The 15125-nt window shown below is 38.6% G+C and carries 10 protein-coding genes; 1 reads left to right on the plus strand and 9 read right to left on the minus strand.

What is annotated here, in order from left to right; genetic code table 11:
* Nucleotides 1–73: 73 nt before the first annotated feature.
* The 5 genes from LC418_RS15165 to LC418_RS15185 all read right to left on the minus strand — a co-directional run bounded on the left by LC418_RS15165 (nt 74) and on the right by LC418_RS15185 (nt 8320).
* Nucleotides 74–1042, minus strand: a complete 969-nt coding sequence (locus tag LC418_RS15165; RefSeq protein WP_223559741.1) for a glycoside hydrolase family 43 protein — start codon at nt 1040–1042, stop codon at nt 74–76.
* Nucleotides 1043–1084: 42 nt separating this feature from the next.
* Entirely contained in the window at nt 1085–2206 is a 1122-nt protein-coding gene (locus tag LC418_RS15170) for an endo-1,4-beta-xylanase (protein ID WP_223559742.1), read from the minus strand.
* Between the two features lie 239 nt (nt 2207–2445).
* Entirely contained in the window at nt 2446–3900 is a 1455-nt protein-coding gene (locus tag LC418_RS15175) for an MFS transporter (RefSeq protein ID WP_223559743.1), read from the minus strand.
* 84 nt (nt 3901–3984) lie between these two features.
* Nucleotides 3985–5892 (minus strand): sialate O-acetylesterase, encoded by a 1908-nt coding sequence (locus tag LC418_RS15180; RefSeq protein ID WP_223559744.1) that lies wholly within the window; start codon nt 5890–5892, stop codon nt 3985–3987.
* 55 nt (nt 5893–5947) lie between these two features.
* Nucleotides 5948–8320 (minus strand): glycoside hydrolase family 127 protein, encoded by a 2373-nt coding sequence (locus LC418_RS15185; RefSeq protein WP_223559745.1) that lies wholly within the window; start codon nt 8318–8320, stop codon nt 5948–5950.
* A gap of 521 nt (nt 8321–8841) precedes the next feature.
* On the opposite strand from LC418_RS15185, the gene LC418_RS15190 reads away from it, so the two are divergent.
* Nucleotides 8842–9528: an NUDIX hydrolase gene (locus tag LC418_RS15190; protein WP_223559746.1), complete on the plus strand. Its 687-nt coding sequence runs from the start codon at nt 8842–8844 to the stop codon at nt 9526–9528.
* 2 nt (nt 9529–9530) lie between these two features.
* Here LC418_RS15190 and LC418_RS15195 read toward each other — a convergent pair whose 3' ends face one another.
* The 4 genes from LC418_RS15195 to LC418_RS15210 all read right to left on the minus strand — a co-directional run bounded on the left by LC418_RS15195 (nt 9531) and on the right by LC418_RS15210 (nt 15108).
* A complete protein-coding gene (locus LC418_RS15195) occupies nt 9531–11438 on the minus strand; it encodes a DUF294 nucleotidyltransferase-like domain-containing protein (RefSeq protein ID WP_223559747.1) in 1908 nt (635 codons plus the stop codon).
* A gap of 46 nt (nt 11439–11484) precedes the next feature.
* Nucleotides 11485–12129: a 3'-5' exonuclease gene (locus LC418_RS15200; protein ID WP_223559748.1), complete on the minus strand. Its 645-nt coding sequence runs from the start codon at nt 12127–12129 to the stop codon at nt 11485–11487.
* Nucleotides 12130–12216: 87 nt separating this feature from the next.
* The gene (locus LC418_RS15205; RefSeq protein WP_223559749.1) at nt 12217–13944 is read right to left on the minus strand and encodes a sodium:solute symporter family transporter; all 1728 of its coding nucleotides are present in this window, start codon (nt 13942–13944) and stop codon (nt 12217–12219) included.
* 3 nt (nt 13945–13947) lie between these two features.
* Nucleotides 13948–15108 carry an aldose epimerase family protein gene (locus tag LC418_RS15210; RefSeq protein ID WP_223559750.1) on the minus strand — a complete coding sequence of 387 codons (1161 nt, stop codon included), beginning with the start codon at nt 15106–15108 and terminating at the stop codon, nt 13948–13950.
* Nucleotides 15109–15125: the final 17 nt, after the last annotated feature.

Here is a 15125-nt window from a genome sequence, read left to right on the forward strand (position 1 = left end):
AAAGCCCGTTCCTATTGATAATAGGATTTCATCCTATCCTTCGTTAAATCGTCTCTTCGGGACTTTTTATAGATTATTCTTCTAAACCTTCAATGGTTTTAATTTTACCATTGCTGTCATATTCAAGTTCGATTACCTTCATACTTCTGAGCCATGTTTTTCCTTCACTAGGAACACTATCGTGGAAGAACAGATACCATTTCCCTTTAAACTCCACAATACTGTGATGGGTTGTCCATCCAACAACAGGCGTCAGAATTTCTCCCTGAAAAGTAAATGGTCCATAAGGATTGTCTCCCGTTGCATAACATATCAAATGCGTATCGCCGGTAGAATATGAAAAATAATAGGTGTCATTGTATTTGTGCATCCATGAAGCTTCAAAGAAACGGTGTCTGTCACCGTGAAGCAAAGGATTACCGTCTTTATTAAGAATCAGAACATCTTTTGGTTCTTCCCCAAATTCCAGCATATTGTCACTCAACAAAGCTACTTTTGAAGGAATTGCCGGTTCATTTTCATTGGGAAGAACCGCGGACTCAAGGGCTTTGTTGTTTCTATAACGTTGCAGTTGCCCGCCCCAGATTCCACCAAAATACATATAATATTTTCCATCTTCTTCAAAAATACAAGGGTCGATGCTGTAACTTCCCATCATCGGGTGTTTCTCCGGAATAAACGGTCCGTAAGGTTTGTCGCTTACTGCAACCCCAATTCTGAAGATGTCATTTTTATCTTTTAAGGGAAAGTACATATAATATTTACCGTTTTTGAACGCCACATCGCAATCCCACAACTGTCTTCCTGACCACGGAATATCTTTTACAGAAAGGACAACACCATGGTCTGTAATTTCGCCGTTTTCTACATCATCGAGAGAAAAAACGTGGTAATCATTCATATCAAAATGATCTCCATTGTCATTTTCTTCCATTCCGCTTTCCCAGTCATGAGATGGGTAAATGTACAATTTGCCTTCAAAAATGTGCACAGAAGGGTCTGCCATATAATCTTTCGGGAATAGATATTTTGATTTTTTCATTGCTTTAATTAGAAGTTAGATTTTAGAAACTAGATATTAGATTTATTTTTCTTTTGTTAACTGAATGATTTTTTCCACCACAGGTTTTGTCTGATCGTTCCGGTCGAAAAGTAATGGATAATCGGTTCTTCCTTTTACCGGGAAGTCATTTTTCCAGGATTGGGCATCAGTAACGCCCCACAAGGTTACTCTTCTGATTTTATCCTGATGCTTCAGGAATAATCTGAAAAAATCCAGATAACGGTTTTCCCATTCTGCTTTTATATTTTCGGGAAGCCCTACCTTATAAGGATTCATTTTTGCCTGATATTCCACGGTATCTGAAACGTTGGCAGAAGTTCCCCAAGGTGACGGAAGTGCGCTGATCTCCATTTCGGTAACATTAACCTTCACTCCGTTTGCTGCATAAGCTACAATTGCTTTTTCATATTCGTCAAGTGTTGGTGTATCGAGACCTACGTGAGTCTGCATCCCAACACCATCGATGCGGATCCCTCTGGATTTCAGGTTCTGCACCATTTTGCTGACGGTCTGCACTTTTCCGGGATACCATTCGTTGTAATCATTGTAATACAATTCCGCATTCGGATCAGCTTCCTCCGCGTACTGAAATGCCAACGGAATGAATTCTTCACCTAATATTTCGTAAAATTTACTTTTCCGATAAGAACCGTCTTCCATGATGGCTTCGTTAACCACATCCCAGCCTTTCACGCGGCCTTTATATCTGCTTACAACCGTGGTGATGTGATTTTTCATCCTCTGCTTAAGGACTTCCTGAGAAACGTCTTTCCCGTCTTTATCAACGAAAAACCATTTTGGCAGCTGAGAATGCCAGATCAACGTATGGCCAATGATAAACATTTTATTTTTCTCTCCAAAAGCCACAAACTGGTCAGCATCATCAAAAAAGAATTTGCCTTCCTGTGGTTGCAGGAACATAGATTTCATACAGTTTTCGGCTACAATGGAACTGAACTGATTTTTAATAATCTCAACAGATTTTACTTCTGTTTCGTGAATCTGCGGAAGGCTCATTGCTGTTCCGATGTAGAATTTATTTTTGAATGCGTTTTTCAGAGAATCATTTGAAGTTGCCGTATTTGCTGTCTTGCACGAGACGGTCAAAGTTAAAATTCCTAATAATGCTACTATTTTTTTCATAAAATTTTTATTTTCATTTGGCTTTTAGCCGAAACTTATTATAAATTTTGGCTAAAGCCTTTTTCCTTGTCTTGTATTAAACGGGCTAAAGCCCGTTCCTATTGATTCCAATTAATCTTGTCAAGATTTTTGAATACGAATCACTCGCAGCCCGGCTTGAACGGAGCTCTTTTTGTGGAGCAAGCGGAACAAAAAAGCGGGAGTGGAAGACGGATCAGCTGTCCAAAAAATATAATTGATTAATCTGTTGATTTTCTTCTTTCTTTCAAATCCTGCTCGATTTTGATTTCCATTTTTTTGTTGATTTCATAGAACATCAGCAATCCGCACGCTAAAAAGAACGGAATGGAAGGAAATACACTGACCAGCATTTTTGCTCCTGCGGAAACAGTTTCCGGCTGTATCACGCTTATCGCACCTTCTGACGAAATGTAACCGTATTTTCCGATAATCAATGCAACCAAAGAACTTCCGATACTCAAGCCGACCTTTAAGCCGACCATCATCGCAGAGAAAATAATGGCTGTTGCGCGCCTGTTATTTTTCCACTCGGAATAATCTGCCACATCTGCAATCATCGCCCAAAGTAAAGGGGTTCCGATTCCGTAAAAGAAACCGTGTAAAATCTGTGACAGGAACATCAACCCCACCGATTTTGGCGGATAAAATATAAATGCCAGTACGAACAATGTTGAAATGAACAATGAGGCGATGAATGCATCTTTCTTACCATATTTGTCAGCAAATTTTTTGGAAAAAGCAATCCCTACAATCATCATGATAATCCCGCCTGCATTGAAGAGCCCGAAACCTGCTGACCGTGGATCTTCTCCAAAGAAATTCATGCCAATGGAATTGAAGAAATTCGTAATCGGTGATATAAATTGCTGAAGTGATGCTTCATCTACATAGTTGTTAAAATAATAGACATATGAGCCACCTTTCATCGCGAGTGTAATGAAAATCAATGCGGTAACTATCAACATGATAATCCATGGCTTATTTTTCTTTAAATCTTTTAAATCAGCGCCCAAAGTCGATTCCTGTTCCGGTTTTGGAATCACCCTTTCTTTGGTTGTAAAAAACGTTATCAGCAACATGACCGTTCCTATAATGGCGAGCCAGGTCATTACAACCTCGATTCCGGCTGCTTTATCACCATGTCCTGCAGATAAAATAATGGGCAACATAAATACCTGAACAAAAAACTGTGCAAACATGACGGCAACAAAACGGTAGGAAGAAATACTGTTTCTTTCACCCATATCTCCCGTTATCACGCCACTCAAAGCAGCATAAGGTAAATTATTGGCTGCATAAAGCAATAGCAAAAGCGAATATGTAACTGCTGCATAAATCATTTTTCCTTTGTAAGAAAAATCGGGTGTGCTGAACGCAAAAAGTGCCGCTGCACCCAGTGGAATTGCGGACAGTACAATCCAAGGACGGAATTTCCCCCATTTTGTCCGGGTTCTGTCTGCCAAAGCACCAATCACCGGGTTGAATACAAAGCCTGCCAATAAGCCTACAGTAAGGGTGATAATGGATGCATCTTCCGCTTTTAATCCGTAAATATCTGTGTAAAAATAAGCTAAATACGTTACAAGCGTCTGGAAAACCAGATTGGCCGCTAAGTCTCCTAAACTGTAGCCGATTTTCTCAACAACGGATATTTTCTGGGATGGATTGTTCATATGAATTAGATATTAGATAAAAAGATTTATAGACTGACAGATCATAGAATAAAATCCGCCTTTATTATATGTTTGGTTTAGTAATTATTCAGTAGTAAATGGTGATGCAGGAAGTCCGGTCTTATTTTTAAGGTTTCCGTCGGGATTGTCTGCCCAGTCGTAGCGAACAGCGAAAGGTTCTTTTACATCATCGTTCCAAACCATTATTTTATTACCTTCCACTTTGGCTTTTGCCCACTCATATTTACCGTTTTTACTTTTGACAGCAAAACCTTTCAGCTCTGAAACAGGCTCAAAATCATCTGTTCCGGGTCTGAAAGAGAGCATAATTTTATTTCCTTCCACTTTCATTGACTGATACACCGGTCCGTCTGCCGTGATATTTTTTCTGTATGCCACTTTTAATGCCTGTAAAGCCAGTCTGTCTCCCACTGTTTTCTTATCAAGCGGATGAATGTCGTTCCACTCTCCTAAATCAATAATTACGGCAAGTCCTGTGTTTGGAACTTTCAGCGAAACTTGACGTTGCTGGTCTCTGAGCTCTGCCCAATTACTTTCGACAGGCTGGTTTTTCGGTTCCATAAAATTGGCCAGCTGTACGGTGAAAAACGGCAAATCTTTTTGGTTCCATTTGTTTCGCCAGTCCAGAATCATTGTGGTCAGCAAGTCTCCGTATTCTTTTGGTTTTCCGGTATTGCTTTCGCCCTGATACCAAATTGCCCCTTTGATATTATAATTGATTAAAGGGTGAATCATTGCATTGTATAACCCTGTCGGTTTCCAACGGATGAAGGTCTGTCCGGGAGCCATTTTTTCCATTTTAGCCCCGACTTTATATTTCCATTCGGTTTTTAAATCAATTTTATTTCCATCAATATCAAGATAGTAAGATTTGTCAGCAATGAACTGCCCTTTTCCGCTTCCGTTTGTAATTCTTACGGCAATGACATTTTTGCCTTCTTTTAAAATACCTGCCGGAATATTGTACCAGCGAGGCGGATATTCATAGGTTACATTTCCGACTTTTGTTCCGTTGATGTAGGTGACATCAGCATCTTTTATTCTTCCTAAATTTAAAAATGCGGCTTTTCCTGCCTGATTTTTAGTTAAATTAATTTCTTTTCTAAACCAAACCGAACCTTCAAAAGAACCTTCTTTATCTTCCCAAGAACCTGGAATATTCATTATTTTCCAATCAGAATCGTTTAGGTCGAAGTTTTCCCAATGTTGATTAAATCCGATATCACTTTGGTCGAGTTCTGTGTACCAAGCTTTGCTTAACGCTTGTTCGGTAGATTCTGTAGATTTTATTAAATCATCATTCTGCCATTTTTTGGCTTCGTCAAGATATTCAGGATACTTTTTCAGAGAATTTTCATCCATCCAGGCCTGGATTGGTGAACCACCCAAACTGGTGTGGATAATTCCAACGGCAACTTTGTTTTTTTCACTTAATTCTTTCGCAAAAAAATAGGCAACTCCGGAAAAATTAAGAATCGTCTGTGGATTTGTTGCTTCCCACCTGCCACCATCAAGCTCAGTCTGAGGTAATTTAAAATTATATTTTTGTGGAACAGTGAAAAATCTGATGTTCTGATTATTTGCATTTTTAATCTCATCTGCATAAAGCGGTGTCAGTCTGCGCATCGGAAGTTCCATATTCGATTGTCCTGAAGCCAGCCAGACATCGCCGATAAGAATATCCTTCAATGTAATTTCATTAATGGTCATTGTATAAGGACCACCTGCTTTTTGCTCCGGAAGCTGAATTTTCCAGTTTCCGGCCTGGTCGGCGGTTGTGCTGTATTTTTTATTGATGAATTTAATTTCTACTTTTTCTCCGGCATCAGCCTTTCCCCAAACATTCAACCTTTGGTTTCTCTGCAAAACCATTCCGTCTGAAACCAATGCGGGAAGCCTGATTTTAGCTTCAATGAAAATGCAGAATATACAGAGCAGCAAGCTTAAAATTTTGTTAAATCTATTGTTCATATGGATTGGAATATTTTGTAGTTTTCTCAAGGTTTAAAAACTTGACAAGACTTGTTTAGTTTTTATTTGGCATTTGATTCAGCAATCTGACTTCGATGATTTTCGGGGTAAGGGATTTTTCACCTGAATTAAATTTTACTGTCAGAACTTCCTTACGACTTTCAGATTCGGGAATTGGAATTAATAATGATTGTGGAGAGCTGCCTAGTTTTCCGTCGAAATTTTCAGAAATTACCTTGATTCCGTTAATTTCTGCATTCAACGTTCGGTTGGTATTGGCATCGAAATAAAGAAGATAAAGATACTTTGCCTTTTTATCTTTGTTTCTCATCTGATAGCTGAACCAGCCTTTTGCCTCACGGAAATGGCGGTCCTCCATATAACCGGTATTGGAATCTTTGCTGTCGATGAAATGATCTGATTCCGGTTGTTGCTCACCCAGCTGAACTTTATCTGAAGTGATGCTGTCAAGCTTTCGGATTTCCTCTTCTTCTTTAGCTTTCTGCTTCTGAATCTTTTCAATCTTATCCTGATCTGCCTGAGGAAAATAAATGATGTAGCGCTCTTCATGAATCTTGTAAAATGGAACTAATTCCAGTCCGTTACTGAATTTATTCTGGGGATACAGACCACTCAATCTGAAGGTCAAATCTTTTCCGCTAACCGTTTCCAAATGATTTAAAACCGAAGCTGAAGGGCCTGAAATAGTTGGAATTTCATTTAAAGGAATCTGTGGACCGTGCGCGATATGTCCACCCCTGCTGTCATCGGCGAAAAGTCCATCCTGGTTTTCTTTTCCGTATCTGGCAGCTAAAACAACCGGACCATATTTAAACGCGAAATAATCTGAATGATCGGGAAGCTGTTCTGCGGAAAGATGCATCGGCATTTTCATCTCGACCACGTCTCCTTTTTTCCATTTTCTTTTGATACTAAAATACCCTTCAGCATTCACAGGCACATTGATGTGTTTACCATTTACTGAAATGTTGATTTGAGAGGCATCTGACCATTCCGGCGCTCTTAATTTTAAATTGATATTTGAGGCTGATACAACATCAAAAATCAGTTTCGTAGATGGTGATTCCGGGAAATTATTTTCCTGTCTCAGAATTATTTTCTTTTCAGACCATTTTAAAACGGAAGGAATAAACAGGTTTACATACAGATCTTCATCAGAATACGCATAGACCATTTCACCATATTTGGCATGGTTCTCCATTCCGGAACCTACGCAGCACCAAAAGCTGGTTTCCGGCTGGGAATACACCCTGTAATGACCGGGACGCATCGGTGTAAAATAAACAAAACCACCTTTTCCGGGATTTTGCGTGGAAAGAATATGATTGTACAGAGCCTTTTCGTAATAATCCACATAAGATGATTTTGGATTGGCTGCGTACAATTCCTTGGAAAGTTTCAGCATATTATAGGTATTGCAGGTTTCGGGACCTTCAATACTTTTAATCATTCCGCTGAAATCACTGGTCGGATTGAAATGCTCGCTGACACTGTTTCCTCCGATAACAGCTGATCTTTTCTGCGTAACATTGTTCCAGAAAAAATCGGCGGCATTGCTCCACTCTTTATTGTTTTCCAAATTGGCAATGCGTTTAAATCCAATCACTTTCGGAATCTGTGTATTGGCGTGGATGCCGGTGAGTTTATCTTCATCATTCAGCAGTGGATTCAGAATCGCAAGATGAGAAAAACGGTGGGCAAGCTTTAGATATTTTTCATTTTTTGTAATGTCGTAAACATCAGCAAAAACTTCATTCAGACCACCGTGTTCACTTTGCAGCATGTCCTGAATCTGTGCATCGGAAAGTCCGGAAACTTCTTCAGCCATCCAATCCGTGAGCCTGATGAGCATTTGTTTTGCTTTCCCGCTGTCCGCATACCAATAGGCATCACGTAAACCCGAATATATCTTGTGAATGTTATATAAAGGAACCCAACGGTCATTCAAACCGAAAGTTGCTGCCCGGATATTTCCGCCGGCAATTTCCTTCCAGATTTTTTTACCGTTCGGAACTCCCGAAAGATAACCGTCTCCTGAAAGATTCTGACAACGCTCCAGCTCATCAATCATATAATCCAGACGCTGCTTTATTTTTGAATCACCTGTAGAAGCATACATTAATGCCAAAGCGGATACATAATGACCGCCAATATGACCATCCAATCCTGTATTTTCCCAATTGGGATAGTTCTCTTTGCCGGGTTTAAGTCCAGCTTCTTTCTGAAAGGGTGCCAGAAGCCGGTCTGCATCCATTGCCAGGATATATTGCTCATCCGTAAGCATCGCCCGGCTGAAAACACTTTCGGACAAATGAACCTTGTTGAGCGGAAAGTAGCTAACATTTCTCTTTACTTGTCCAAAAGCCGTAGTAAAGCCCAGAAGTACTATCAGTGATTTTTTGTTCATTAATAAATGTTATTTCTACATTTCTAAAATAAAAGAAAGTATCCAGATAGCAAACAGTTTTCCCCGTTTAGCAATATGTCCTTTTGAAAACGCATTTTGAAATAAGTAAAAAAACTTTTACAAACCTTTACCTTATCATAAAAAACAAGAATAGACAAACTATAGAATATCAATTAAATAAATGTAATCCTGTCATTATCAAAATACATATCGTGTGTTTATAAAAACCGGGAAAAAATTATATCCGGGCTTATCGTATTTTAATAATAACCCTGAAAAAAAGCAGAGTGAAATACCGGATCGAAATTTTAACATATTTTTAACATTGCATTCATATAGGATTTACCATTATTTCAGCAAATAATTCGTTTAAATGATGAAAATAATTCCCCAAAATACTATTTGAAACTACAAATCATCAAAATGAGTATTAGGAAAAATATAAAGTGTTTAACATACATTTATTAATTTTTCATATTAAATCTACATTAAAAGAATTAACTTTGTTTAAAATCATTTTGATGGAAGAAAATTATCTTACTTATCCCAAACATCTTGTCGCAGTAGACTGTATCATCTTTGGTTTTGGTGGAGAAAACCTTAAAATTCTTCTGGTAAAAAGAAACTTCGAGCCCAAAAAGGGAGAGTGGTCACTGATGGGAGGATTTGTTGATGATAAAGAAAATTCCGATCAGGCTGCCAACCGTGTTCTGAATGCTCTGACCGGACTTGAAAACATCTACCTTGAACAATTGAAAGCTTACACAGAAATTGACCGGGAGCCTACTGCCAGAATTATGTCGATTTCATACTATGCTTTAATCAATATCCAGGACAATATTCAGATCAACGAAAAATACAGTGCGAAATGGTTTGATCTGAAAGACCGTCCCGATCTTATTTTTGATCATAACGCAATGGTAAAAGATGCTGTTTTGAGACTGAGAAGAAGAGCAACGACAAGGCCGATTGGCTTTGAGCTTCTCCCTGAAAAATTCACCATGAAAGACCTTCAGAATCTTTACGAAGCTATTTTCGATGAAAAATATGACAAACGGAATTTTACCAGCAAAATCAATGCTTTGGATGTTCTGGTAAAAACTAATGAAAAAGATATGAACTCATCTAAAAAAGGATCTTTTCTTTACACTTTTGATGAAGAGAAATACAATAAGAAGATCTCGGAAGGCTTTATGTTTAAAATTTAGTCTTAGAAATTTCCGGTAAATTTTACTTTGATTCCCAGTTGAAAATTGGCAATGGTCTTGAAAATTTCGATCAGTGTTACTCTTTCTATTTTAGTAAGTTTACTAATTTCTACATAATTATCAGGGCGCTTTTTATCTATATTGATTTGATTGGCCTGGTTTTTAAGCCGGAGCGCCATCAGATAATAATATGACTGATGCATCTCATTATACTGCTGCTGTGTGAAAATTCCGATTTCCTTTAATCTTTTCATTCTTTCCCCAGTATTTTCAATTTCGAGCTGATTTTCCAGCGCGTAGACCCTAACCAGATCTACAATTGGAGACATCGCCGTTTTAATGTCGAAGACTTCTGATTTCCCGATAGTCTGGGTCTTTATTCTTTTAAAAAAGGTCAATGGCGGTTCATACTGCAGTGCATTTTTAGCAATATGGGCAAAAAACAGCTGATTGGGCGAAGCCAGTTTTTCTTTGATAAAAGTTTTCAGCTCACGGACAATAGCGTCATCACCGTAAATAAAACGGAAATCAAAAAATGTGGAAAAATTCATCGCACTTTCAGGCAGAGATTTTTCAATCCATTGGGTATAATTTCTTTTCCAGTGAGAAAGAGAATGCGTCCACTTGGGATTGCTCGCCATAAAGCCACCTTTGCAGTATTCAAAACCAATGGTATTGAGGTCGTCGGAAACTTTTCTGGCAAAATCCAGGAAATATTCCCTTACCATTTCCCGGTCTTCGTTGGCTTTGTCTTCATAGATAATTCCGTTGTCCTGGTCGGTATTCAGCGTCTGCTCTTTTCTTCCTTCGCTTCCTGTGACAATAAAGGCAAATTTGGCAGGCGGCTTTCCTATCTGTCTGATGACCTTTTCTATCACTTTTCCTGTAATTGTATCCGCAATGGTGGTAATAACCTGACTGGCAATTTCACCATGAACTCCCCTACCCAAAAGCTGATTGATGATATCAGGTACCTGGTTCCATTTTTTGCGGAGCTCTTCCGTATTTTCTGCCTGCTTTACAGACTGGATAAACACCAACGGGCTCTGCGCCTGCTCGCTCAGCAAACGGTTTCTGCTGAGGAAGCCTACATATTCTTCTTTATTTTTTACCAGAAGATATCTTGTTTTGGTTTTAAACATCATCAGAACCGCTTCATACAGGTAAGCATCACTGGAAATACTGACAATTGGATTATCCATTACCTCCAAAATGGCTGTTCTTGAATCCAGGCAGCGGGCAATGACGTTATCCCGTAAAGTAATATCTGTCGCATAACCGATAATCTCGTCACTCTGTGACTTCCTGATAAAAATACAGCTCACTTTGCTGGCTGCCATCATTTTGGCGGCTTCAAAAACGGGTGTGCTTTCTTCACATGACACAATACTTTTGTAAGCGATGCCTTCTATTTTTCTGGAATACAGCTGATCGGCAGCAAAATAACTTTCTTCAAAAGTAGCCGGGGTTTTTACAAAGTGCGAAAACTCCTCATCCAGCATTTTTATTCCAAAATCTGAAGTGAAATAATGAAAAAAGCTGTCGTACGCATTACATAATTCATAAAACTCCTTTCTGGGTAAGGTGTAAACCACAGTTCCTTTTTTGGCTATCGCAGATTTTAGTGCACGAACCCGGTTCAGAACAACTGAAATTCCGCCGAAACAGTAAGGCGGATAATGTCTGGTCAGACATCTTTTGTTTTCTGCAGCATCGAAAAAGAAAGTTTCGTATTCTCCTGATGAAATAATATCGACCCCTCTCATCTCGGTCACTTCCTGACGATACACCAATGTATCTTTAGAAAACTCAGTTTTTGTAAGCGATTCAGAGATTTCGGCAAGAACCGTTTCAGGCAGAAGATCAAAAGGTTTTGTTACTTTTAATAGCGAAATAATTTTTTCTTCCATAATGATTAAATAGGTGGCATATATTCAGATTAATAAATTATTTCATTTACTTATTGATTTTATCTAAAAATTTCAATTTACTTTCAATTTTGTGATGGATATTCTGAAGTTCATCTTTTGAAATTTCACCACGGGAACGAATCTCAAAGAAGCATTTTGCTGTCATTTCTGCATCAATCACAGCATCGTGAGAGCGTTCCATCTTTTCATTAAAAAGAAACTCGTAAAGCTGTGGTAACCGGAAGTAATCTGCTTCAGGATTAAAAGCATAGCCTTTGCTTTTGAGCATCGTACAGTAAAAATAACTTTTTTGAAAAGGATTTTCCAAACCTGCCCTGTAATAATCACAGCTTAGCGTGTGAATATCAAATTCTGTGAAATGTCCGGTTATGAGCGGCTGATATTGCTGTATATCTTGCGAAAGCTTTTCTAAAACCAATTTCCGGTTCTGTCCGTTTTTACTCAAAAACGTTTTGGTAATCCCGTGTACTTTAACCGACTGTGCACTGATTTTTAAATTTTCATCATAAATATAAAAATTCTCCCATTTAATTTTGTTCCCGGTTTCATCGTACAAAATCCATGCAACCTGAACTGCTGATGGCCAGTTGTCTGTTTCAGAATAAGGAAGATTCCAACGTTTCGGAATTCCTGTTGTTTCGGTATCGATAAAAAGGAGATATTTTTTCAAAACTTTATTTAAAATTACAAAATCATCAGACTCTTTAACAAAAATAGGATGCCAATCATGACATCCTATTTATAAATTATTTATTAATTACCAGAATCTCACATAAAGTGCAGTCAGTAAAAGAACTGTTACTACAATCATAACCAATGTTCTGGAATCTACTTTAAACATGGTTGCATCTATAGCGAAAGCTTTAGGATTTACTTTCGGACCTGCCAAACTTATCATCACCATAACAACAACTGTAATAAAGAATGACCAACCCATATTAATTAAAAATGGAATTTCCGTGATCGTATGAACGACTCCGTTTTCTAATTTTTCATAGGTAAAAGCAGTGTATAGCCAGGTTTCTTTCCCGAAAATATCTACTGCAAAACTGTTGAAGAAAATAGCCAGTAAAAAGCCAAGAAGAACGCCTACCAAAGCTGCCGTTCCTGTTGTTCTTTTCCAGAACATTCCCAAAAGGAACATAGCAAAAACTCCGGGACTGATAAATCCGGTATATTTCTGGATGAATGTGAAACCACCTTCTCCTCCAATTCCCAGGACATCTGTCCATGTAAATGCCAGAGCTACAAACATTGCGATAATGATTGCCCAGCGTCCTGTTCTTACCATCTGGATTTCAGTCGCATCTGCTTTCAGGTATTTTTTATAGATATCCAAAGTAAAAATGGTCGAAATACTGTTTACTTTTCCTGCCAAAGATGCTACAATTGCTGCAGTAAGCGCTGCAACCGCAAGGCCTTTCAGCCCTGTTGGCAAGAAGCCTAAAATGGCTGAATAGGCGCCATCTTTTACACCGTTGAAACCTGGCAGATGCCCTTTCGTATATAAAACATAGGCTGCAATTCCCGGAAGCATCACGATAATCGGCATAAATAATTTTAAAAATCCCGCGAACAAAATTCCGGTTCTTGCCGTTTTTAGGTCTGCTCCCAAAGCACGCTGCGTAATGTACTGGTTACATCCCCAATAATTCAGGTTAACAATCCACTGACCAGCAAAGTACATTGCCAATCCAGGTAAAACCACATATTTCTGAACATTCACGTTCTCCGGCATTGCCAGAGTTGTGGTGGTTGTAGTCGGTTTATCAAGAATGAGCTTAAAATGCTGTGGTGCTTCTTTAATTAATGTCTGGAAACCTGCGAAAGCATTTCCTACAGCGGCTCCGTTAATTCTCTGGTCAACAATCTGAAGAGCCATATAAACCGTGGCAAAACCTCCGATAATTAAAACCGCTACCTGAATAACGTCGGTGTACCCGATTACTTTCATTCCTCCCAGACCAATCAGCAAGGCCATGAGCAGTAACCCAATCATAATGATATGAAGATTATCTCCGCCCAGCAATGTATCAATGGCCAAAGCTCCCAGATAAAGAATAGAGGTCAGGTTTACAATCACATACAGAAACAGCCAGAAAACCGCCATAATCAGTGAAACCGATTTGTTGTAACGGGTTTCAAGGAATTGGGGCATCGTATAAATCTTATTTTTAAGGTAAATAGGAATGAACCAGACCGCAATAATAATCAATGCAATGGCTGCAATCCATTCGTAAGCTGCGACAGCAATGCCTACGAAGAATCCTTCGCCACTCATTCCTATAAACTGTTCGGCCGAAATATTGGACGCAATCAGGCTGGCACCAATCGCCCACCAGGTAAGTGAACCTTCTGCCAGGAAATAATCTTTACTGCCTGTAGCTGCAGATTTTTTCCTGTTGTAGATCCAAATTCCGTAACCGGCTACCACCACAAAATAAATCAGAAATATGATGATATCAATAGTTGCTAAGTTTCCCATAATTTATTTTTTAACTGAGAATTTATAAATCGTTTTAGTCTGATATTTCTGTCCCGGCTTAAGTTCTGTTGAAGGGAAAGAAGGTTGATTTGGAGAATCCGGAAAATGTTGGGTTTCTAAACAAAAGCCTGTTCGGAATTCATTTTTCCCTCCTGTTTTCGTATCAAACTTTCCATCAAGAAAATTTCCGGAATAGAACTGAACACCCGGTTCATCCGTAAGAACTTCCATCACTCTTCCTGACTCAGGATGATAGACTTTTGCGATGCTCCTCATTCCGTTTCCATTCAGAATCCAGTTATGGTCGTAACCTTTTCCTTTTTTCAGCTGATCATCATTTGTAACATTGATGTCTTTTCCGATTGGTTTTGAAACCGTGAAATCAAACGGACTTCCCTTTACAGGTTTTTGTTCACCTGTTGGAATCAGCGTTTCACTGACAGGTAAAAATTTATCTGCATTAATTTGCAGTTCGTGATCAGTAATCGTTTTTGTAAAATTCCCTGAAAGGTTGAAATATGAATGTTGAGTAAGGTTAACAAATGTTGCTTTATCCGTCGTTGCTTCGTAAGAAATCTCCAAAGCATTGTCGTCTGTCAACGTGTAGAATACCGTGGTAGATAATTTTCCCGGATAGCCTTCTTCGCCGTCTACACTCGTGTAAGTCAGCTTTATAGTTGGAAATTTCGCATCTTTAACAGGTTCAATGTTCCAGAATTTGGTGTGAAAACCTTCTTTTCCACCGTGAAGACTGTTGGGTCCGTCATTTTTATCAATATCATAGGTTTTGCCTTCCAAAATGAATTTCGCGTTGGCTATTCTATTTCCAAAACGTCCGATCAATGCTCCGAAATAATACGGATTTCCGTTGAAATAGTCTTCAGGCTTTGTAAAGCCCAAAACGACATCTTCATAGTGACCATCTTTATCAGGAGCTGTCAATGAGGTGATAATTCCTCCAAAATTGATGACTTCCACTTTCATCCCGTTTTTATTGGTTAAGGTGTATTTTTTAATGGAATCGCCTTTTGCAGTCACTCCATAATCTGAAACCTGTATCTTTTCCATATTTTCTTTTTGAGGCTGATTAATGTTTTCTTTTTTGCTGCATCCGAGAATACATAAAACTGCAACAATAATCAGATTATAGTTTATTATTTTCATAGTTTGAATAATATTGC

Source organism: Chryseobacterium lathyri (genome assembly GCF_019970085.1).
In the GTDB taxonomy this organism is placed as follows: domain Bacteria; phylum Bacteroidota; class Bacteroidia; order Flavobacteriales; family Weeksellaceae; genus Chryseobacterium; species Chryseobacterium lathyri.

Bases quoted from the DNA above. Each gene is read 5' to 3' on its own strand.
- LC418_RS15165 (WP_223559741.1), bottom strand. From the start codon at position 1,042: ATGAAAAAATCAAAATATCTATTCCCGAAAGATTATATGGCAGACCCT.
- LC418_RS15170 (WP_223559742.1), bottom strand. From the start codon at position 2,206: ATGAAAAAAATAGTAGCATTATTAGGAATTTTAACTTTGACCGTCTCG.
- LC418_RS15175 (WP_223559743.1), bottom strand. From the start codon at position 3,900: ATGAACAATCCATCCCAGAAAATATCCGTTGTTGAGAAAATCGGCTAC.
- LC418_RS15180 (WP_223559744.1), bottom strand. From the start codon at position 5,892: ATGAACAATAGATTTAACAAAATTTTAAGCTTGCTGCTCTGTATATTC.
- LC418_RS15185 (WP_223559745.1), bottom strand. From the start codon at position 8,320: ATGAACAAAAAATCACTGATAGTACTTCTGGGCTTTACTACGGCTTTT.
- LC418_RS15190 (WP_223559746.1), top strand. From the start codon at position 8,842: ATGGAAGAAAATTATCTTACTTATCCCAAACATCTTGTCGCAGTAGAC.
- LC418_RS15195 (WP_223559747.1), bottom strand. From the start codon at position 11,438: ATGGAAGAAAAAATTATTTCGCTATTAAAAGTAACAAAACCTTTTGAT.
- LC418_RS15205 (WP_223559749.1), bottom strand. From the start codon at position 13,944: ATGGGAAACTTAGCAACTATTGATATCATCATATTTCTGATTTATTTT.
- LC418_RS15210 (WP_223559750.1), bottom strand. From the start codon at position 15,108: ATGAAAATAATAAACTATAATCTGATTATTGTTGCAGTTTTATGTATT.